Here is an 18900-nt window from a genome sequence, read left to right as displayed (position 1 = left end):
GCGGCGGACCGGCGTCACTTGGTCGCCTCCAACGCCTTACGGGCCTTGCTCGCGCCCAGCGGCGAGAACCCCGGGTTCAGCTTCAGGGCCTTGGCCAGGTGGGTGCGGCCGTCCGCCTTGTGGCCGGTGGCGAGTTCGATCATGCCGAGGTGGTAGATGAACGAGGCGTTGTGGTAGTTGGTGGCCGTGGCCCGGCGGGCGTAGGGGAGGGCCTCCTTGTCGAGGCCGTTGACGTGCAGGGCCCAGGCGAGGGCGTCCGCGGTGTGCACGGTGTGGCGGCGGGCCCATTCGGCGCGGGCGGCCTTCAGAGCGGACTTGATGTTGCCGTGGTCGGCGGCGGCGAGCGCGGTGTCCAGGTCGGCGTTGACGCCGTTGGCACGGGCCAGCGCGATCCAGGCGTCGACGAGCGCGTACTGGTCGTCGGCCTTCGCCTTGTCTCCCGCGGCGTCCCGGCTCTCGTACAACTCGCCGAGTTCCACGAGGGGTTGGGGGAGCGGGTAGCGGGAGACGACCAGCTCCATGCCCTTGATGGCCTCGGCGCGGTCGCCGAGGGCGGCCTGGGCGCGGGCGCGGCCCTCCAGGGCGGGGAGGTAGTTCTCGTCGGCGGCGAGGGCGCGGCCGTAGTCGTTCAGCGCGGTCTTGTAGTCGCCCTGGTTCCAGGCGAGTTGGCCGAGCGTGCCGGCCACGTACGAGATGTCGCCGGGGGAGGTGGCGGCCGCGAGGGCCTGCTCCAGGACCTTGCGGGCCGTGGTCACGTCACCGCGCAGCTCGTGCACGTACGCGTACCGGGTGAACACCGGGACGCCGGGCTTGCGGGCGTCGGCGAGGTCGGCGGCCTTCTCCGCGTCGGCGTAGTGGCCGAGTTCGACGAGCGCGTCGATACGCGAGCACAGGGCGCGCTCGCTGTACGGGTTCTCCTTCAGCACCTGGTCCGCGTAGGTCAGCGCCTCCGCGAACTCGTGCCGGGCGGCGGCGAGCGCGGCGCGGCCCTCCAGGGCGTTCTCGTTGCCGGGCGAGATCTTCAACGACCGCTGCAACGCGGCCTGCGCCTGCGGATACCGGGACGGGTCACCCTTCGTCCTCGCCTGCTCCACATAGGCCAGCCCGAGCGTCGCCCACCCGTCGAAGTCCTTGGGCTGCGTCCTCAGATGAGCCTGCAGCGAGGCGATACTCGCGTCCAGGCTCCCACTGGCGAGCAACTCCGGCGACACGGCACTGGACGCGGCGACCCCGGTGGCCCCGCTGTCCTTAGTCGCGCCGATGGCGATGGCGCCGGCGGTCATCGCGACGGCCAACAGGGCGGCACACCCGGCGAGTTGGACGGTCCGCCAGCGACGGCTCGCGGCGGCTGCCCGGCGTACGGCGGCGATGCGTTCGTCGCCGAGGTGGGGGTGCGTGTGGCTGTGGGGGGTGGTGGATCCATCGGCGTGCTCGTGGTCGTGCTCGTGGTGATGGTCATGATCGTGAGAGTGGCCCGGCTCATCGGCGTTGCCGTGCGCGGGAGTTGGGGCCTCGTCCGTGTCGTCGACGGTGGGGGTCGGTTCGGCGGAATCCGCGGCGGCGGGACCTGGAACTTCACGGCCTTCGGCGTCGGTGTCGGCGTCGGTGTCTCCGGAGACGTCGGCACGGGCGTCGACCGCAGCCGGGGAGGCCTCGGTGTCCGCGTCCGCGTCCCGCTCACCCTCCGGCCCGGTGCCCTCCTTCGTGCTGCCCCCGTCCTCGCCCCCCGAGTCGTCGCCCTGCTCCCACAGTCGCTCCCACTCCCGCTGTGTCGCCGCCGGCTGCTCGTCCTCCGTCGGCTTGTGGTCGTTCTCGCGCGGGGCCATGCCGTTCCTCCATCGCCTGGGTGGATCAGTGGATCGGTGGATACGTGGGGATACGTGGGTCAAGTGCCGTACTGCTCAAGGAAGTCGCGTGCCGTACCGCTCAAGGACGTCGCGACACGGGGTGGCGCGGCCCGCACCGTGGGGGAAGGTGAAGTGCGGGCCGCGCCAGTTCGGGGGGTTTAGTACGGCCGGTGGGTCATCCGGCGGCGCCACCACGCGACGGCCGCGCCGATCAGCAGGACGCCGGCGACACCCGAGGCCGCCGAGGCGACCATCAGCATCATGTTGTTGCTGTCGGAGGAGGATCCCGCCGGCTGCAACGCGTCGCCCAGCTGGTTCTTGACGTCGCTGCCGCTGGTCGTGCCCTTGGCGAGCGGGCCGCGCGAACCCGAGGTGGGCTCGGCTACGTAGGGGAAGTACTTCTCGAAGCCCTTGTCGTTCTTGTCGACCGCGTCGCCCAAGTCGTTCTTGGAACCGACCAGTTCACCCTCCATGACCTGGAGCGCGGAGTCGATCACGTCGTCGGTGAGCCGGCGCCCGTTCGGGAAGCCCGCGTTGTCGCCGTCCAGGACACCGAGGCGCTTGGGGTGCGCGGCCGGCGCGATCGACGTGTTCAGGCGGAGCATCTCCGACGGCTTCGCGTACGGCTGCTCGGTGTTGAGGCCCTTGACGCCCGTGAGGAACACGCTGACGAGGTCGTTGCGCGGCTCGCTCGGCGCCTTGATCTTGTAGATCGACTCGATGAGCTTCGGGATCTCGGGCTCGGTCACGTTCTTCAGGAACTGCGCGTCGTCCTTGGGCTCGGACGCGTTGAACTTGTCCTTGTCCTTCTGCGGGTTGACGACCTCGTTGACCAACGGGTTGCCCAGCCGCGAGACCTGCGTGTAGTAGCCCTTCGCGTTCTTGCGCTGGGTCGTGGAGTAAATACCCACGGTCGGACGGGACTTGGACTGCCGGATCAGGTCGTTCGGCACCTGGAGGGCGATCGTGTTGACGTTGTAGCCCTTGAGGGTGTCGTTGCCGACCTCGCTCAGGTTGCCGCCGTAGAGCAGGTCGAAGACGCGCAGGTCCGCGAAGAACGGGTCGTCGGCCTGGCCCGCGAAGGTCGCGCCGCCGTTGGTCGTCTTGTAGATCGCCTGCGAGCGCAGCTTGGCGTAGTCCGGCATCGACGCGTCGCCGACGTCCGACGGTGCCGCCGGGATGTCGTCGGCGATCTTCGTCTTGTAGACCGCCTTGCCCTTCTTCAGCTTGATGAGCTCGACGTCGTACGACTGCGTGATGTTGAGGTCGGGGTCGGTGAGGCTGGTGACCGGACCCGTGTTGTAGAGGAACGTCTTCTTGTTCTTGATCTGCGTGTTGAAGGTGTAGCGGAAGATGAAGTCGTCCAGCGCGTCACCGTTGTTGTCGATGTGCACGTCGTACTGGGCGTCGTCCGCGAACTGGTAGAAGTTCGGGCCGCCGGCGGGCTCCTCGAACGGGATCCAGTTCGCCACGATCGTCGTGGTGTCCGGCTTGTCCGGACTGACGAACGCGTACAGGTCCGTGTTGTCGTACTGCGGGGTCCCCGAGATCAGGGGAGCCTCCCGGTGGGAGGAGGCCGCGGCCACTCCCGGTTCCAGCGCGGCCACACCGGCGGCCGCGAGCCCGCCAGCGGCCAGCGCGCCGCATATGAGGGCCGCGATGTTCCTGCGCCCCGCACCGCTCCTGGAGATAGGTGTCATGCCGTCCGTCCTCAGTGCCAACTTGCCTGACGCACGAGGATTCGGAGCAGGTGCCGGGGCGGATTGGTCAAACCTGAAAAGTTTTTTTGGCGCCTTCCAATCCGTCCCTTGACCCGCGTTTTGGGCGCGCTGATCCGTAACCCATCCGTAGAGGTGTTCGCTACGAACGCCTCGTGTGACGGGATGTGATGAGGGGATGGGCCGCGTGCGGTCGAAGAGTGGGGGACGGGTGGAGGCCGACGAGCTCCTGGTGCAGGTGGCAGCAGGTGATCAACGGGCCTTCGAGGAGCTGTACGGACTGGTGTCCGGGCCGGTGTTCGGGCTGGTGCGCCGGGTGGTGCGCGACCCGGCGCAGTCCGAGGAGGTGTCCCAGGAGGTGCTGTTGGAGATGTGGCGGTCCGCCGCCCGCTTCGACCCCGGCCGGGGCAGCGCCCTGTCCTGGGTCCTCACCCTCGCCCACCGCCGAGCCGTCGACCGGGTGCGCAGCGCCCGCGCGGCCGGTGAACGCGAGCAGCGCGAGGCCCGCCGCTCCCACCACCCGGCCTTCGACCAGGTGACCGAGGAGGTCGAGGCAGGCCTGGAACGGCAGTTGGTGCGCCGCTGCCTGGACCGCCTCACGGCTCTGCAACGGCAGTCCGTCACCCTCGCCTATTACGACGGCTATACGTACCGTGAAGTGGCTGAGCGGCTCTCGCTGCCGCTGGGCACGGTCAAGACCCGCATGCGTGACGGACTCACCCGGCTGCGCGACTGCCTGGGAGGTGTCGCATGAGCGTTCTCGCCCGACTGTTCGGCCGGGGGGATGTCCACTCGCTCGCGGCCCCCTACGCCCTCGACGCCCTGGAACCCGGTGAGCGCCGCCAGTTCGAGAAACACCTCAAGGGCTGCGACCGCTGCGCCGAGGAGGTGCGCGCCCTGACCGAGGACGCGGTCCGGCTGGCCTGGTCCACGGCCGCCCAGCCGCCGCTCGCCATGCGCGACCGCGTGCTGGCCGCCGTACGGCAGACCCCGCAGGAGCCCGGACCGCTGCGGGAACATGTGCGGGAACCACAGGCGCGGGAGTACACACCCCGGCTGCCGGCCCATGTGTGGGGCACACAGCCGCAGGCGTCGCGCGCCCGCGTGCCCCAACGGCGCCCGTTCTTCGTGCCGTTCGCCACCGCGACGGCCACCGCCGCCCTCGTCGTGGCCTCGCTGTTCGCCGTGCAGGCGAACAAGACACAGGACAAGCTGGACGCCGCGCAGGCGCAGTCACGTGACATCGCCCACGTTCTCGCAGCTCCCGACGCCCGCGCGACCACCGGCGCGGACACCTCGGGCCGGAGCATCGGCGTGATCGCCTCCGCCTCGGAGGGGCGCGCGGTCGTCACCCTGAGCGGATACGGCGCACCGCCGAGCGGGCGCGTGCGTCAACTGTGGCTGATGCGCCCCAATGTGCAACCGCGCTCCCTCGGGCTCTTCAAGGACGACACGCCCTTGGTCACCACCGGACTCGACAAAACTGCAACATCACTCGCAGTGACCGTCGAGCCCGACGGGGGCTCAGCGCAGCCCACAACTCAGCCAGTTGTCCAACTCGCCCTGAAATCGGTTGGATTCGGAGAGTAATCACGGAGGGGTCGTCAACACCCTTACGGGGAAGGTGAATCCTGAGACCTCGATACACGAGTGCTCGGTTGGGGCGATAGGGTTACCCTGCCCGGGCCGGGTGGACTCGTATGGGTGGGGAGTGACATGGAACAGATAGTGCGCAGCAGGGCAAGGGTCCCTGCGATCACGTGCGGGAGCAGCGCGACGAGTTCGCGCCTCGACCGCCATCTCTCGGTGCTGGGCGGCCCTGTCGTCCCGCAGCGCGAGACGGCAGAGGCGACCTCGCTGATGCGTGAGCTGACCTCGCGTGACACCACGCAGGAACGCAGCGCCACAGGTACCCGAGTGAGCCGCGTCAAGCTCTTCGCGCCACTGCGCAGGCTGCGCCGCTCGCTGTTCGGCGGGCGCTGAGCAACTCCTCGGCGTCCCCGGGGAGTTCCCGGGGGCCCGCGCTCAGGCGATCACGCCGTCCCGGCGCAGTGCTGCGATCTTTACGTCCGCCATCCCCACGGCACGCAGCAGCGCCACGGTGTGCTCCCCGAGCGCGGGCACGTCGCCCATCCGCGCCTCGCCTCCGCCCGGCAAGGTGATGGGCGGCAGCAGCGCCCGCAGCGGCCCGACCGGCGAACCCACCTCCCGCCACCGCTCCCGGGCCGCCAACTGCGGGTGCTCCGCCAGCTGTTGAACGTCCCTGAGCCGCGCGCAGGCCACACCGGCGCGCTCCAGCAGCCCCACGGCCTCGTCGGCGCCGAGCCCACCCAGCGCCTCGCCGACGAGGGCGTCGGTGCGCTCCCGGTTCACGACCCGCGCCGCGTTCGTGGCGAAGTCGGGATCGCTCCCCAACTCCGGCCTCTTGATGACCTGTTCGGCCAGCCGCCGCCACTCCCGGTCGTTCTGCACCGACAGCAGCACCCGCCCGCCGTCCGCCGTGGGATAGGCGTCGTACGGCGCGATGACGGCGTGCGCAAGTCCCGTGCGCGCCGGGGGAGTTCCACCGTGCATCGCGTGATGCAACGGATGCCCCATCCACTCCGCGAGCGCGTCCAGCATCGACACCTCGACGGGCCCGCCACGCCCGCTCACACCCCGGCGCACGAGCGCCGCGAGCACACCGGAGAAGGCGTACATGGCCGCCGCGATGTCGGCGGCCGGAATCCCCGCCTTCACCGGCTGCTCCGGCGTCCCGGTCACCGACACCAACCCCGCCTCGCACTGCACGAGCATGTCGTAGGCCCGCTTGTCGGCGTACGGACCGCTCGGGCCGTATCCGGAGATGTCCACGGCGACCAGCCGCGGATGCGCCGCGCACAACGTGGCGGCGTCGAGCCCGAGCCGGGCGGCCGCCCCGTGCGCGAGGTTCTGCACGAACACGTCGGCGCCGGCGACGAGTTGACGTACGACGTCCAGCCCGCGCGGATCCTTCAGATCCAGCGCGATGGACTCCTTGCCCCGGTTGCACCACACGAAGTGCGAGGCCAGACCGCCCGCCGCCGTGTCGTAACCGCGTGCGAAGTCACCCCCGTCGATCCGCTCGACCTTGATCACCCGGGCGCCGAGATCGGCGAGCTGGCGGGTGGCGAAGGGCGCGGCGACGGCCTGCTCGACGGCGACGACGGTGATGCCCTCCAGGGGCAGCGGCAAGGGCTCCATGCCGGGGATCATGTCCCGCGCCTGACACCTTTGTCATGTGGGGAGCATGATGCGTATGGCTGATGCACCGATCCTCGCCGTTCCCGGAGGCGCACGTGTGTGACCCCCACGACCAGCACGAACACGAGCCGACGACCGCCACCGACCCGGTGATGGCGGCCTCCGCCCACGTCACCGCGCCCACCTACGTCCCGCCCGCGGGCCTGGCCCGGGACAGCCCCGCCAAGACGGCCGCGCTGGACTGGATCGCGGAGCACACGGACCGGATCACCGGCCTCAACTCCGAGATCTGGGAGCACGCCGAACTCAGCCTCCGCGAGTGGAAGTCGTCGCTCGCCGAGGCCGCGTTCCTCGAACAGGCCGGATTCCAGGTCGAGTTCGGCACGGCCGGCTTCCCCACGGCTTTCACCGCGACCTTCTCCCACGGCACCGGCGGCCCCGTCCTCGGCTTCAGCGGCGAGTACGACGCGCTGCCCGGCCTCTCCCAGCACAGCGGCGTCGGCCACCACGACCCGCGCGAGTACGTCCACGACCCCTTCGCACCCGGCTACGGCCCGGGACACGGCTGCGGCCACTGCGCCCTCGGTACGGCGGCGGCAGCGGCCGCGGCAGCCGTGGCACAGGCAGCACAACGGCACCAACTCCCCGTCACCGTCAGGTTCTTCGGCTCGACCGCCGAGGAGAACCTGATCGGCAAGACCTACGCGGTCAGCCAGGGCGTCTACGACGGCCTCGGCGCCTTCCTCGACTGGCACCCCTCGACCTCCAACGCCACCGGCTGGCGGAGCAGTACCGCGATGACGGCGGTGACCTTCACCTTCCTCGGCGTCGCCGGTCACGGCGGCCACGCGCTCGGCAACAAGAGCGCGTTGGACGCGGCCGTGATGATGGCGACCCTCTCCGAGTTCCTCCGCGAGGAGAACCTGGCGCCGAGCGGACGCCTCCACTGAGTGATCAACAACGGCGGTGACATCCCGAACGTCACCCCTGAGATCGCGGAGATCAGTTACTACGTCCGCGAGGGCAGCCCCGCCCGCGTCCAGGTCCTCCTCGACAAGGTGATCGCCGTCTCCGAGGCGGCGGCGAAGGCCTCGCAGACATCGGTACGGCACCGCATCACCGCGGCCTGCTGGAACCAACTCCCCTCCAGGGCCTTCGCAGAGCTGATGTACGACAACATGCGTCAGCTCGGCCCGCCCGAATTCACGGAAGAGGCACAGCAGTTGGCCCGGGACCTGCAGGAGTCCCTCGGCCTTCCGCAGCAGGGCCTGCACGCCGAGATCGCCGAACTCACCCCGCCCAACCCCGTGTTCATGGGCGGCGGCTCGACGGACGTCGCCGACATCAGCTGGAACGTGCCGACCGTCTCCATGGGCGCCGCCCTCGCCCCCATCGGCAGCAAGCTGCACACCTGGGCCCTCACGTCCTGCGCGGCGTCGGCACCCGGCCGGGCAACCGTCATCGCCGCCGCCCGGTATCTCGCGGCGACGGCGATCGACCTGCTCACCCAGCCGGAGCAACTCAGGGCGATCAAGGACGAGTTCAAGCAACGTACAGAGGGCGTCGAATGGCGAACGGCTCTGCCCGACGGCTACGAACCGCCCATGTACGAACCCCCGGAGTGGTTCCTGGAGCGGACCGGCCAGACCTGGCCGCCGGACAACATCACCTGGCCGCCCCAACGGGTGGTGTCCCAGGAGAAGTTCTCGTCACTGGGCCCCGAACTGCCCCCTCAGTGGTAGCGGTTCACCGCTCGCCGTGCGCGTACCGGCGTACGGCGAGCGGGGCGAACACCGCGATCAGCGCGGCGCACCACGCCAGCGACCCGGCGATCGGATGGGCCACCGGCCAGGCGGCGCCCTCAGGGACGGGGGAGTTGCCGAACAGGTACCGCAGGGCTGTCGTCACCGCGCTGATCGGGTTCCACTCGGCCAGGGTGCGCAGCCACCCCGGCAGCCGGTCGGTCGGGATGTACGCGTTGGACAGCAGCGGCAGCATGAAGGTCGCGCTGCCGAGCTGACCGGCCGCCTCCTCGCTGCGGGAGACGAGCCCGAGCAGGATGCCGACCCAGGCGCAGGCGAACCGGAACAGCAGCAACAGGCCCACGGCGGCGGCGGCTTGGAGTGCCGACCCCTCGATCCGCCAGCCCACCGCGAGGCCGACCAGCAGGAACGGCACGGTACCGGCCGCCGTGACGACCAGGTCCGCGGTCGCCTGCCCGAGGGGTACGGCCGCCCTGCTCATCGGCAGCGTGCGGAAGCGGTCCGTCACGCCCCGGTGCGAGTCCTGGGCCGCCTGGAACATGCCCGTCATGATGCCGTTGGCGGCGGTCGCGACCAGCAGGCCGGGGACGAGGTAGGAGCGGTACGCGTCACCCGGCATCGCGAGCGCGCTGCCGAAGACGTACCCGAAGAAGAGCAGCATCGTGATCGGCATGGTCTGGGTGAGGATCACCAGCGCCGGGTTGTTCCGCACCCGGCGCAGCTGCCGGCCGAGCATCGCGGTGCCGTCGTACGCCAGCGTGCTCATGCGGCACGCTCCTCGATGTCGGTGGGGGTGCCCGGTTCCGTGTCGGTGAGGCGCAGGAACACGTCGTCCAGGGTCGGTGGTCGCATGCTCGCGTCGAGCAACGGCACGCCCGCCGCGTCGAGTTCGCGGACCAGGCGGGGAAGAGTGAGCGTCGGGTCGCCGGTGACCGCGCCGACGGCGTTCCGCTCGTGGTCGAACGACGGCTCGGCGCCGGTGAGTTGGTCGAGGACACCCGCCGCCTTCGCGAGGGCGTCCGCGTGCGCGACGACGACCTCGGCGTACGTGCCGATGAGCGCCTTCAGCTGGGCCGGTGAACCGCTGTGCGCGACCCGGCCCTTGTCCACCAGGGCGATGTCGTCGGCCAGTTGGTCGGCCTCCTCCAGGTACTGCGTGGTCAGCAGCACGGTCGTACCCTCCCTTTTCAGGTCCCGGACGGCGTCCCAGATCCGGTTCCGGCTGGCCGGGTCGAGCCCGGCCGTCGGTTCGTCGAGGAACAGCACGTCGGGGCGTCGTATGAGACTCGCCGCGAGGTCGAGACGGCGGCGCATCCCGCCCGAGTAGGTGGACGCGGGCCGGTCGGCGGACTCGGTCAGGCCGAAGCGGTCCAGCAGCTCACCGGCCCGCTCCGCCGGACCCCGCACCCGGTGCAGCCGCGCGAACAGGCGCAGGTTCTGCCGGCCGGTGAGGTCGCCGTCGACCGACGCGTACTGCCCGGTGACGCCGATCCGACGCCGTACGGCCGAAGCCTCCCGGACCAGATCGTGCCCGGCGATCCGCGCGGAGCCCGCGTCGGGGCGCAGCAGTGTGGTGAGCAGCCGTACGGCCGTGGTCTTGCCCGCGCCGTTGGGGCCGAGGACTCCACAGACCGTGCCCTGTGCCACCGCCAGGTCCAGCCCGCGCACGGCGTGCACGGCGCCGAAGCGCTTCTCCAGACCTTCACTAAGTACAGCGTACGTAGTAGTCATGAGTCGACCATAGCGCACTACGTACGGTGTACGTAACTAGGATGGTGGTCGAGGTGATGATCAATGGCGGACCGAGCGGCCGTACCCGAAGTGATCTGGGCGCGCCCCGAGCGTGCGGGGCGGGGGCCGAAGCCGGCGTTCCGCCGCGCGGACATCGCGGCGGCGGCCGTGCGGATCGCCGACGGTGGGGGGCTGGACGCGGTCTCCATGCGGCACGTCGCGGCCGAATTGGGCTGCGGCACCATGTCGCTGTACAACTACGTCCCCCGCAAGGAGGACCTGTACGAGCTGATGGTGGACGCGGTCAGTGGCGAGCACGAGGAGTGGGCGCCGTCGGGGGACTGGCGGGCGGACATGGTCCGGGTGGCCCATCAGACGCGGACGCTGATGCACCGTCATCCCTGGCTGCCTCGGCTGATGTCACCGGTGTACGGGTTCAGTCCGAACGCCCTGCGGTATCTGGAGCACTGCCTCGCCTGTCTCGATCCGGTCGAGGCGACGTACGGCACGAAGATGCAACTCGTCGGGCTGCTCAACGGGGTTGTGACGATGTACGTGGCCAATGAGTTGGCGACCGCTGAGCGGTCGCGGTCCTTGCCGTGGTCCGAGGAGCAGGAGAACGCGGTGCGGATCGCGTACCTGGGGAGTCAGATCGCGGGTGGGGCGTATCCGCGGATGGCTGCGGCGTTCATGGAGGATCCGGGGCCGATCGATCTGGACGCGGTGTTCGACATGGCGTTGGGTAAGGTCCTGGACGCCTTCGATCCCGAGCGAGGCTAGAGCAGCGCGAACTGGCCTTCCGGGCCCTCTTCGTGGTGGTCCAGGACCGATGCCGGGTGGTGGGTCCACTCCGGGGCCGGGAGGACGCCCGCCTTGCGCAGCTCTGTCGCCGTGATCTGGTCCGTCACCTCCAACTCGTCCTGCTGCGGCCGCAGTTCCGCCAGCAGCGCCAACACCGTGATCAGCTCCAGCAGTTCCGATGTCCACGTCTGTTGCCAGGTCGGGGGACGGATCGCCGCCAGGGTGCCCGGATCGGCCTCTGCCGTGCGGGAGTTGAACCACTGCTCCAGTACCCGTACTCCGCTCACCTCGAAGTCCCAGGACTCGGGCGGTACCGGGGAGATGCGGCCCTCGTCGAGGTGGAGGGTCTCCTCGTCCCGGTCGTAGTGGAGGGTGAGGGGGAGGGACGGCAGCGGGGCGCGGACGTACGGGCGTCGGCCGCCGGGGAGTTTGGGGCGGTCGCCGTTGCGGCGCATCAGCCAGAGGAGGCGGTGGCCCAACTCGACACCGCGTGCCCAGAGTTCGGGGTCCCGGGTCAGGGGTACCGCCGGGCCGGGGTGGGCCGTCGTCACCGTCCAGGCGACGACGTCCGCCGGGGTGGGGGAGTGGCCGAGGTGGGTGGCGAGGTGGGCCAACAGGCCCGGGGCCAGGTTCGGTTCCTCGGCGCCGGGGCGTCGGTAGAGCGGTCGGACGCGGCCCGGGCGGACCAGGGGGAGGATCGTGGACGCGAGCAGGAGTGGGCCGGAGGTGCCGGGGACGACCGGTGTCTCCACCACGAAGATCTGGCGCTCGTCCGCCACCCGCCACAACTCCGGGCGTGCCACGTCGATCAGGCGGTGGTCGGGGATCAGCCACTGCTCGTCGAAGGGGGCGTGCAGGACGCGGATCGGTTCCGGGCAGGGGCCCGTGGCGCGGATCAGTTTCTCCGTGCCGCTGGGCTGGCCGGGAAGTTGGGGCACCGCCGAGTGCAGGGTGCGTGAGCGCGTCGGCTCGAACAGGGTTTCCCGGTCGGGGAGTTCGGCCTTCACCAGCGCGTCCCAGCGCGCTTTCAGGGTTGCCGCGTCGGGTGCCGTCGGCCACCCCCGGCCGAGCCGGATCGGTGCGACGGACCACGGCATGAGGTCCGCGAGCAGCGGAGCGTCGTCGTGCGTCACGCTGGGCATCGTACGACGACGTCAGTTCGCGGCGTCGAGGGTGACCGAGAAGGAGAACCGGTCGCCTCGGTAGTGGATGACTGCCACGTCCAGCACCCTGCCCTGTGTGTCGTAGGTGATGCCCGTGTAGTGCAGGATCGGGCTGAGGAGCGGGACCTGGAGGAGACGCGCGGTCTCCGGGGCGGCGAGGCGGGCCTCGACCGTGTCCGTGATGCGGCTGATGTCCGTGCCGACGACGTCCCGCAGCACCTTGGTCATCGGCCAGCGGATCAGGTCGTCCAGGTCGAGGCGGGCGGCCAGTTCGGGGCGGATGTGGTTGCGGGCGTGGTTCGTCGGCTCACCGGTCTTCTCGTCGCTGCGGAGGCGGTGGTACGTCGCCACCTCGGGCAAGTCCGGGAAGTACTCGGTGAGTTCGGGCGGTACGGATACCTTGCCGTGGTCGAGGAGTTCGGTCGTCATGCCGGACTGCTGGGCGACGATCGCGTCCACGGAGCCCAACAGCCGTACCGGCGTGGCCCGCTGGACGTCCGGCTCGATGAACGTGCCCCGGCGGCGGTGCCGGGTGATCAGGCCCTCGTCCTCCAGCTCCTTCAGCGCCTGCCGCATGGTGAGCACGCTGACGCCGTAGTGCCCCGCGAGCTGCTCCTCCGTGGGCAGCCGCAGCGGGTCCCGGGGCGAGCGGCCGAGTATCGAGGCGCGCAGCGACTGCGACACCTGGTACCAGAGCGGCAGCTTGCGGTTCAGGACGATCGAGTCCGGGGCGAAGGAGGTCACGGGGCCATCCGTACCGTTAGAGAGCGATCAGTGCAAGGGCCGTAAAACCGGTGGGAAGAGGCTGTGCGCGGGCGTCGGTCGGTGGCGGAGGGTCCGTGCGCGGGGCGTCGGTCGGCGGTGCAGGGGGTCAGTGCGCGGCGCGGAAGTGCCGTTGCAGGCCCTGCCATACGCCGTCGTACCCGTGTTGCAGGTGATCGGCGTGGGCCGCCTGGGCGGTCGCCGTCACCGGCCAGCGGGTCTCGAACATGAACGCCAGCCCGTCGTCGACCTTCTGCGGACGGAGCTCCGCGGCGCTCGCGCGGTCGAAGGTCTCACGGTCCGGGCCGTGCGCCGACATCATGTTGTGCAGCGAGCCGCCCCCGGGCACGAACCCCTCGGCCTTCGCGTCGTAGGCGCCCTCGATGAGGCCCATGTACTCGCTCATCACGTTCCGGTGGAAATACGGCGGCCGGAACGTGTCCTCGCCCACCAGCCAGCGCGGCGCGAAGACCACGAAGTCCACACCGGCCAGCCCCGGGGTGTCCGACGGGGACGTCAGCACCGTGAAGATCGACGGGTCGGGATGGTCGTACGAGATGGAGCCGAGCACATTGAACCGGCGCAGGTCATAGGTGTACGGCACATGGTTGCCGTGCCAGGCGACGACGTCGAGGGGCGAGTGGTCGTAGGTCGCCGTCCAGAGGTTGCCGCAGAACTTGTTCACCACCTCGACCGGACCCTCGACGTCCTCGTACGCGGCGACCGGCGCGCGGAAGTCCCGCGCGTTGGCGAGGCCGTTGGCGCCGATCGGGCCGAGGTCGGGGAGGTGGAAGGGCGTCCCATAGTTCTCGCACACATATCCGCGGGCTGAAGCATCCAGTAGCTCCACACGGAAGCGCACCCCACGAGGGATCAACGCCACATGTCCCGGCTCCACATGGAGGAGCCCGAACTCCGTGCGCAGCAGCAGCCCGCCGCGCTCCGGGACGATCAGCAGCTCGCCGTCCGCGTCGCTGAAGACGCGGTCCATGGAGGAGTCGGCGTGGTAGAGGTGCACGGCCATGCCGGTGCGCTGGGTCGCGTCGCCGTTGCCGCCCAGGGTCCACAGGCCGGCCAGGAAGTCGGTGCCGGGCGCGGGTTCGGGGAGCGGGTTCCAGCGCAGGCGGTTCGGGTCGGGCGCCGTCTCCGTAAAGGGCGCCGTACGGATGGAGCCGTTGTCGGTGCGGGTGAACGCGGGGTGCGCCGCCGAGGGGCGGACGCGGTAGAGCCACGAGCGCCGGTTGTGCGCCCTCGGCTCGGTGAACGCCGTACCGCTGAGCTGCTCGGCGTAGAGACCGAGCGGTGCGCGCTGCGGGGCGTTGCGGCCCTCGGGCAGGGCGCCCGGCACCGCCTCCGAGCTGTGTTCGTTGCCGAAACCGGTGAGGTAGGTCAGCCCCTCGGCGGTCTTGCGTGCGTCCCCGCTCATGCCTGCTCCCTGCGGTCTGATTCCTATGTATCACCGTAGGATTGCGGTTTCACGGGCGCAAGGGGACGGAGAGGGGTACGGCCGGAAAGAAGAGGGGCGCGGCCGGAAAATCCGACTCACGGAGACCAAGAACCAGCCTCCAGGGGGATCCGGCTGTCGGACCGGTGTTCTACTCTCCCCCGCATGTCGTGGTCGCGCGCACTCCTCACCGCGCTCGCGGTCTGTGCCCTGCTGCTGGCCGGATCGGCGGGCTGCGGCTCCGGCGATGCCCATACGCGGAAGGGCGACCGGGTGTCGCCGTCGCCGGTGGGCAAGGTGCTCGACGACACCGACGAGCAGGGCCGGCACTACCGCGAGGTGGACAAGAAGGGCGCGCCGGGGGTCGGTGTCGAGGTGGAGCCCGACGCCGCCGACGACAGCTGGGACGTCACGCTGACCGTGCACGACTTCCGCTTCTCACCCGCCGGCGCGAAGCCGGTCGCGGTCGCGGGCCGGGGAACCGTCCGCCTCCTCGTCGACGGCCGCACCGTCGCGCGGCTCCGCGTCCCCGAGTACCACCTCGCCGCCGACCTCGTCCCGCACGGCACCCACCACGTCACCGCGCGCCTCTACGCCGACGACGGCACGGTGTGGGCCGTGCACGGCAAACCGGTGCAGAGCACGGCGGACATCACGGCGTCGGCGGCCCAGGCCACGCCCGACGGCAGCAAGGCCACCGGCTCCACGCCGGCGCAGGGGTCGAAATGAGTGCTAGGGACACCCAAATCCGTACTCAGGTACGAGCTTCACCTGACCGCGGCGGAAAGGCATCATGAAGCCCGTGCCCCACACGACATCGCTCCGGCGTGCGCCCGTGCAGCGGCGGAGCGCCGAACGGCTGACCAGGATTCTCGACGCCTGCGCCGACCTGCTCGACGAGGTCGGCTACGACGCGCTGAGCACCCGGGCCGTGGCCCTGCGCGCCGGCGTCCCCATCGGCTCGGTCTACCGCTTCTTCGGGAACAAGCGTGCGATGGCCGACGCCCTCGCGCAGCGCAACCTGGAGCGCTACACGGAGCGGGTCACCGAGCGCCTCAAGGAGAGCGGCGCGGAAGGCTGGCGGACGGCGATGGACGCCGTCCTGGACGAGTACCTCGCGATGAAGCGCACCGCGCCCGGCTTCTCCCTCGTCGACTTCGGCAACCAGATCCCCATCGGCTCGGGCCACGCGGAACCCAACCGCCGCGTCGCCGACCGCCTCACCGACCTCCTCTCCGGCTACCTCGCCCGCGAACCCGACGAGGAACTCCGCCGCACCTTCCTGGTGGCCGTCGAGACCGCCGACGCCCTCGTCCACCTGGCGTTCCGGGTCGCACCGGAGGGCGACGAGAAGGTCATCGGGGAAACGCGGGAGATGCTGCGGGCGTATCTGGCACGGGTACTGGACTGACCTCCGGTCCGGGCGCCGCGTGGCGCTCCGCGGGTACCGGGCGGGCATAGGGGCGCGCGCTGTTGGATTGACCTCCGGCCCGGGCGGCTGGCTCTGGGCGGCGACCGGTCGGGCCTTGGGCCGTGCGGTTGTCCCGCAGCGGGTGTTGGACTGACCTCCGGTCGGGGCGGCTGGCTCTGGGCGGCTAGTGGATGGGTCTCGGGTCGTGTGCTTGCCCCGCACGGCGGGTACTGGACTGACCTCCGGTCGGGTGGCTGGCTTTTGGCGGCGACCGGGCGGGTCTCGGGTCGCGTGCTTGCTCCGTGCAGCGGGTGTTGGTTTGACCTGCGGTCGGGTGGCTGGCTTTCGGTGGGTACGGGGCGGGCCTCGGGCTGTGCGCTTGCCCCGTGCGGCGGGTACTGGACTGACTTCCGGTCGGGTGGCTGGCTCTCGGCGGCGACCGGTCGGGCCTTGGGCCGCGCGCCTGCCCCGCAGCGGGTGCCGGACGGTCCCGGGCCGGGCGCGGGCAGCCGGAACAGCCTCTGGGCGAACACCCGAAGGCTCGCCCGCCTCACGGCCGAACGCCCGCCCGCCCCTCCGGCCAGGCAACCGTCCGCCCTCCGGCCAAGCACCCATCCGCCCCCCGACCGGGCACCCATCCGCCCCTCCGGCCAAGCCCACTCCACCCGCCCCACCCCCGCAGGTTTCCGACCTCACCCCCGTCACCCCCTCGCCACCTCCCATACCGCTCGGTATGCTCGCCGCCAAGAGGCAACGAAGCCCTGGGAGGCCCCGTGTCCCGCACCGCCCTGCGTATCTGCCCCCTGTGCGAAGCCACCTGCGGGCTGACGCTGACCATCGAGGGCACCCGGGTGACCGGCGCCCGAGGCGATCGCGACGATGTGTTCAGCCGGGGGTTCATCTGCCCCAAGGGCGCCTCCTTCGGCGCTGTCGACAGTGACCCCGACCGGCTGCGCGGCCCCCTCGTGCGCCGGGACGGCGAGCTGCGCGAGGCCACCTGGGAGGAGGCGTTCGACGCGGTCGCGGCCGGCCTGCGCCCGGTCGTCGAGCGGTACGGCCCGCACGCCGTCGGTGTCGTCCTCGGCAACCCCAACGTGCACACGATGGCCGGCGCCCTCTACCCGACCGTCCTGCTCGGCGCCCTCGGCACCCGCAGCGTCTTCACCGCGTCCACGGTCGACCAGATGCCCAAACACGTCTCCTGCGGTCTGCTCTACGGCGACGCCAACGCGATCCCGGTACCGGACCTCGACCACACCGACCATCTGCTCCTCATCGGCGCCAACCCCCTTGAATCCAACGGGAGTCTGTGCACCGCCCCCGACTTCCCCGGCAAGCTCAAGGCCCTCAAGGCCCGCGGCGGCACCCTCACCGTCATCGACCCGCGCCGCACCCGCACGGCCAAACTCGCCGACCGGCACATCGCGGTCCGCCCCGGCGGCGACGCCCTGCTGCTCGCGGCGATGACGTACGTCCTCTTCGACGAACACCTCGTGGAACTGGGGGAGTTGGCCCCACATGTGGAGGGAGTTGAGGAACTCCGTTCGGCCGTACGGGATTTCACCCCCGAGGCTGTCGCCGGTGCCTGTGACGTGGACGCCGACGAGATCCGCACCCTCGCCCGCGAACTCGCCGCCGCCCCAACTGCCGCCGTCTACGGCCGTATCGGCAGCTGCACCGTCCCGCACGGCACCCTGGCCAGCTGGCTCGTCGACGTCCTCAACATCCTCACCGGCAACCTCGACCGGCCCGGCGGTGCCCTCTTCCCGCAGGCCGCCACCGACCGGACACCCCGGCCCGCCGGACCAGGGCGCGGCTTCGCGCTCGGGCGCTGGCGATCGCGGGTGAGTCAATACCCGGAGGCGAAGGGCGAGTTGCCGCTGTCCGCGCTCGCCGAGGAGATCGACACCGCGACCGCCGAGGGCGAACCGATCCGCGCGCTCATCGCCGTCGCCGCCAACCCCGTGCTCTCCGCACCGGACGGCGCCCGCCTCGACAAGGCCCTCGACTCACTGGACTTCATGGTGAGCGTCGACCCGTACCTCAACGAGACCGCGCGCCACGCCGACGTGGTGCTGCCGCCGCCTCCGCCCTCCCAAAGCCCGCACCACGACTTCGCGTTCAACACCCTCGCCGTCCGCAACCAGGTCCGCTACACCCGCCCCGCGATCCCGCTGGAGCCCGGCCGGATGGCCGAGACCGAGATCCTGGCCCGGCTGGTCCTCGCCGCGAGCGGCATGCACGGCACCGAACCCGCCGCCGTGGACGCGATGGTCATCGACCAGACCCTCGGCAAGGCCGTCACGGACCCCAACTCGCCCGTCCACGGCCGCGATCCGCGCGAGGTCGCCGACCAGCTCACCGGCGACACCGGCCCCGAGCGACGGCTGGACATGATGCTGCGCCTGGGCCCGTACGGCGACGGTTTCGGCGTACGGCCCGACGGGCTCACCCTCCAGCAACTCCTCGCGCACCCGCACGGCATCGACCTGGGCCCGCTCGCCTCCCGCCTCCCGCAGCCGCTCAAGACCCGCAGCGGGAAGGTCGAACTGCTGCCGCAGCCGATCGTCGACGACCTGCCCCGGCTGCGGCAGGCCATGAGCGACCGCGCCGACGGGCTGGTCCTGGTCGGCCGCCGGCATCTGCGCTCCAACAACAGCTGGATGCACAACGTGCCCGCCCTCACCGGCGGCACCAACCGCTGCACCCTGCAGATCCACCCCGACGACGCGGAGCGCCTCGGCGTGGTCGACGGAGCGCCGGTCCGGGTGAAGGGTGCCGGGGGAGAGGTGACGGCCCCCGCCGAGATCACGGACGGGCTGCGGCGGGGTGTCGTGAGCCTTCCGCACGGCTGGGGCCACGACCGTCCCGGCACCCGGCTCAGCCACGCGGCCACCGATCCGGGCGTCAACGTGAACCAGCTGCTCGACGGCAGTCAGCTCGACCCCTTGTCGGGCAACGCGGTGCTCAACGGAGTGCCCGTGGAGGTCGCCGCACTCACCGCACGGCTGTGACCTGGAGTTTTGCGCTTATTGCTC

At 70.9% G+C, this 18900-nt stretch carries 17 protein-coding genes; 9 read left to right on the top strand and 8 right to left on the bottom strand.

Annotation, left to right across the window (positions count from 1 at the left end; translation table 11 throughout):
* Window positions 1–14: 14 nt before the first annotated feature.
* Window positions 15–1826, bottom strand: a complete 1812-nt coding sequence (locus tag OG496_RS15360) for a tetratricopeptide repeat protein (protein ID WP_405971247.1) — start codon at window positions 1824–1826, stop codon at window positions 15–17.
* A 179-nt stretch (window positions 1827–2005) separates the two neighbouring features.
* On the bottom strand, window positions 2006–3547 hold the full coding sequence (locus OG496_RS15355) for a DUF4331 domain-containing protein (RefSeq protein ID WP_405971246.1): 1542 nt from the start codon (window positions 3545–3547) through the stop codon (window positions 2006–2008).
* Window positions 3548–3776: 229 nt separating this feature from the next.
* On the opposite strand from OG496_RS15355, the gene OG496_RS15350 reads away from it, so the two are divergent.
* The 3 genes from OG496_RS15350 to OG496_RS15340 all read left to right on the top strand — a co-directional run bounded on the left by OG496_RS15350 (window position 3777) and on the right by OG496_RS15340 (window position 5548).
* Window positions 3777–4319 (top strand): sigma-70 family RNA polymerase sigma factor, encoded by a 543-nt coding sequence (locus OG496_RS15350; RefSeq protein WP_019059221.1) that lies wholly within the window; start codon window positions 3777–3779, stop codon window positions 4317–4319.
* The gene (locus tag OG496_RS15345; protein WP_366497883.1) at window positions 4316–5155 is read left to right on the top strand and encodes an anti-sigma factor; all 840 of its coding nucleotides are present in this window, start codon (window positions 4316–4318) and stop codon (window positions 5153–5155) included. Before OG496_RS15350 ends, OG496_RS15345 begins: the two co-directional genes overlap by 4 nt.
* Window positions 5156–5281: 126 nt before the next feature.
* Window positions 5282–5548 carry a hypothetical protein gene (locus OG496_RS15340; RefSeq protein ID WP_033286328.1) on the top strand — a complete coding sequence of 89 codons (267 nt, stop codon included), beginning with the start codon at window positions 5282–5284 and terminating at the stop codon, window positions 5546–5548.
* A gap of 42 nt (window positions 5549–5590) precedes the next feature.
* Here the strand turns inward: OG496_RS15340 and OG496_RS15335 are convergent, their stop codons facing one another.
* Window positions 5591–6799, bottom strand: a complete 1209-nt coding sequence (locus OG496_RS15335; protein ID WP_405971245.1) for a CaiB/BaiF CoA transferase family protein — start codon at window positions 6797–6799, stop codon at window positions 5591–5593.
* Between the two features lie 83 nt (window positions 6800–6882).
* Between OG496_RS15335 and OG496_RS15330 the strand changes: the two genes are divergently transcribed.
* On the top strand, window positions 6883–7737 hold the full coding sequence (locus OG496_RS15330) for a M20/M25/M40 family metallo-hydrolase (protein WP_405971244.1): 855 nt from the start codon (window positions 6883–6885) through the stop codon (window positions 7735–7737).
* Window positions 7738–8529, top strand: a complete 792-nt coding sequence (locus tag OG496_RS15325; protein ID WP_405971243.1) for a hypothetical protein — start codon at window positions 7738–7740, stop codon at window positions 8527–8529.
* Between the two features lie 4 nt (window positions 8530–8533).
* Here the strand turns inward: OG496_RS15325 and OG496_RS15320 are convergent, their stop codons facing one another.
* Together OG496_RS15320 and OG496_RS15315 are read right to left on the bottom strand one after the other, a co-directional pair.
* On the bottom strand, window positions 8534–9316 hold the full coding sequence (locus tag OG496_RS15320) for an ABC transporter permease (protein WP_405971242.1): 783 nt from the start codon (window positions 9314–9316) through the stop codon (window positions 8534–8536).
* On the bottom strand, window positions 9313–10281 hold the full coding sequence (locus tag OG496_RS15315) for an ATP-binding cassette domain-containing protein (protein WP_405971241.1): 969 nt from the start codon (window positions 10279–10281) through the stop codon (window positions 9313–9315). The genes OG496_RS15320 and OG496_RS15315 overlap by 4 nt, the downstream gene beginning before the upstream one ends.
* A 63-nt stretch (window positions 10282–10344) precedes the next feature.
* On the opposite strand from OG496_RS15315, the gene OG496_RS15310 reads away from it, so the two are divergent.
* Window positions 10345–11061 carry a TetR/AcrR family transcriptional regulator gene (locus OG496_RS15310; RefSeq protein ID WP_405971240.1) on the top strand — a complete coding sequence of 239 codons (717 nt, stop codon included), beginning with the start codon at window positions 10345–10347 and terminating at the stop codon, window positions 11059–11061.
* Here the strand turns inward: OG496_RS15310 and OG496_RS15305 are convergent.
* From OG496_RS15305 to hmgA, 3 genes are all read right to left on the bottom strand, one after another.
* Window positions 11058–12224 (bottom strand): type ISP restriction/modification enzyme, encoded by a 1167-nt coding sequence (locus OG496_RS15305; RefSeq protein WP_405971239.1) that lies wholly within the window; start codon window positions 12222–12224, stop codon window positions 11058–11060. The genes OG496_RS15310 and OG496_RS15305 overlap by 4 nt on opposite strands.
* A gap of 12 nt (window positions 12225–12236) precedes the next feature.
* Entirely contained in the window at window positions 12237–12989 is a 753-nt protein-coding gene (locus OG496_RS15300) for a GntR family transcriptional regulator (protein ID WP_405971238.1), read from the bottom strand.
* A 127-nt stretch (window positions 12990–13116) separates the two neighbouring features.
* Window positions 13117–14433: a homogentisate 1,2-dioxygenase gene (gene hmgA / locus OG496_RS15295; RefSeq protein WP_405971237.1), complete on the bottom strand. Its 1317-nt coding sequence runs from the start codon at window positions 14431–14433 to the stop codon at window positions 13117–13119.
* Window positions 14434–14616: 183 nt separating this feature from the next.
* On the opposite strand from hmgA, the gene OG496_RS15290 reads away from it, so the two are divergent.
* The 3 genes from OG496_RS15290 (at window position 14617) to OG496_RS15280 (ending at window position 18876) form a co-directional block, all read left to right on the top strand.
* Window positions 14617–15180 carry a hypothetical protein gene (locus tag OG496_RS15290; protein ID WP_366497892.1) on the top strand — a complete coding sequence of 188 codons (564 nt, stop codon included), beginning with the start codon at window positions 14617–14619 and terminating at the stop codon, window positions 15178–15180.
* A 64-nt stretch (window positions 15181–15244) separates the two neighbouring features.
* The gene (locus OG496_RS15285) at window positions 15245–15862 is read left to right on the top strand and encodes a TetR/AcrR family transcriptional regulator (protein WP_366497893.1); all 618 of its coding nucleotides are present in this window, start codon (window positions 15245–15247) and stop codon (window positions 15860–15862) included.
* A gap of 773 nt (window positions 15863–16635) precedes the next feature.
* Window positions 16636–18876: a molybdopterin oxidoreductase family protein gene (locus tag OG496_RS15280; protein WP_405971236.1), complete on the top strand. Its 2241-nt coding sequence runs from the start codon at window positions 16636–16638 to the stop codon at window positions 18874–18876.
* Window positions 18877–18900 lie beyond the last annotated feature (24 nt).

The sequence above is a fragment of the Streptomyces sp. NBC_00988 genome (assembly GCF_045162645.1).
Taxonomy (GTDB): Bacteria; Actinomycetota; Actinomycetes; order Streptomycetales; family Streptomycetaceae; genus Streptomyces.
This window is presented reverse-complemented; position numbering and strand designations above follow the sequence as displayed.

Bases quoted from the DNA above. Each gene is read 5' to 3' on its own strand.
- OG496_RS15360 (WP_405971247.1), bottom strand. From the start codon at position 1,826: ATGGCCCCGCGCGAGAACGACCACAAGCCGACGGAGGACGAGCAGCCG.
- OG496_RS15355 (WP_405971246.1), bottom strand. From the start codon at position 3,547: ATGACACCTATCTCCAGGAGCGGTGCGGGGCGCAGGAACATCGCGGCC.
- OG496_RS15345 (WP_366497883.1), top strand. From the start codon at position 4,316: ATGAGCGTTCTCGCCCGACTGTTCGGCCGGGGGGATGTCCACTCGCTC.
- OG496_RS15340 (WP_033286328.1), top strand. From the start codon at position 5,282: ATGGAACAGATAGTGCGCAGCAGGGCAAGGGTCCCTGCGATCACGTGC.
- OG496_RS15335 (WP_405971245.1), bottom strand. From the start codon at position 6,799: ATGATCCCCGGCATGGAGCCCTTGCCGCTGCCCCTGGAGGGCATCACC.
- OG496_RS15320 (WP_405971242.1), bottom strand. From the start codon at position 9,316: ATGAGCACGCTGGCGTACGACGGCACCGCGATGCTCGGCCGGCAGCTG.
- OG496_RS15315 (WP_405971241.1), bottom strand. From the start codon at position 10,281: ATGACTACTACGTACGCTGTACTTAGTGAAGGTCTGGAGAAGCGCTTC.
- OG496_RS15310 (WP_405971240.1), top strand. From the start codon at position 10,345: ATGGCGGACCGAGCGGCCGTACCCGAAGTGATCTGGGCGCGCCCCGAG.
- OG496_RS15305 (WP_405971239.1), bottom strand. From the start codon at position 12,224: ATGCCCAGCGTGACGCACGACGACGCTCCGCTGCTCGCGGACCTCATG.
- hmgA (WP_405971237.1), bottom strand. From the start codon at position 14,433: ATGAGCGGGGACGCACGCAAGACCGCCGAGGGGCTGACCTACCTCACC.
- OG496_RS15290 (WP_366497892.1), top strand. From the start codon at position 14,617: ATGTCGTGGTCGCGCGCACTCCTCACCGCGCTCGCGGTCTGTGCCCTG.
- OG496_RS15285 (WP_366497893.1), top strand. From the start codon at position 15,245: ATGAAGCCCGTGCCCCACACGACATCGCTCCGGCGTGCGCCCGTGCAG.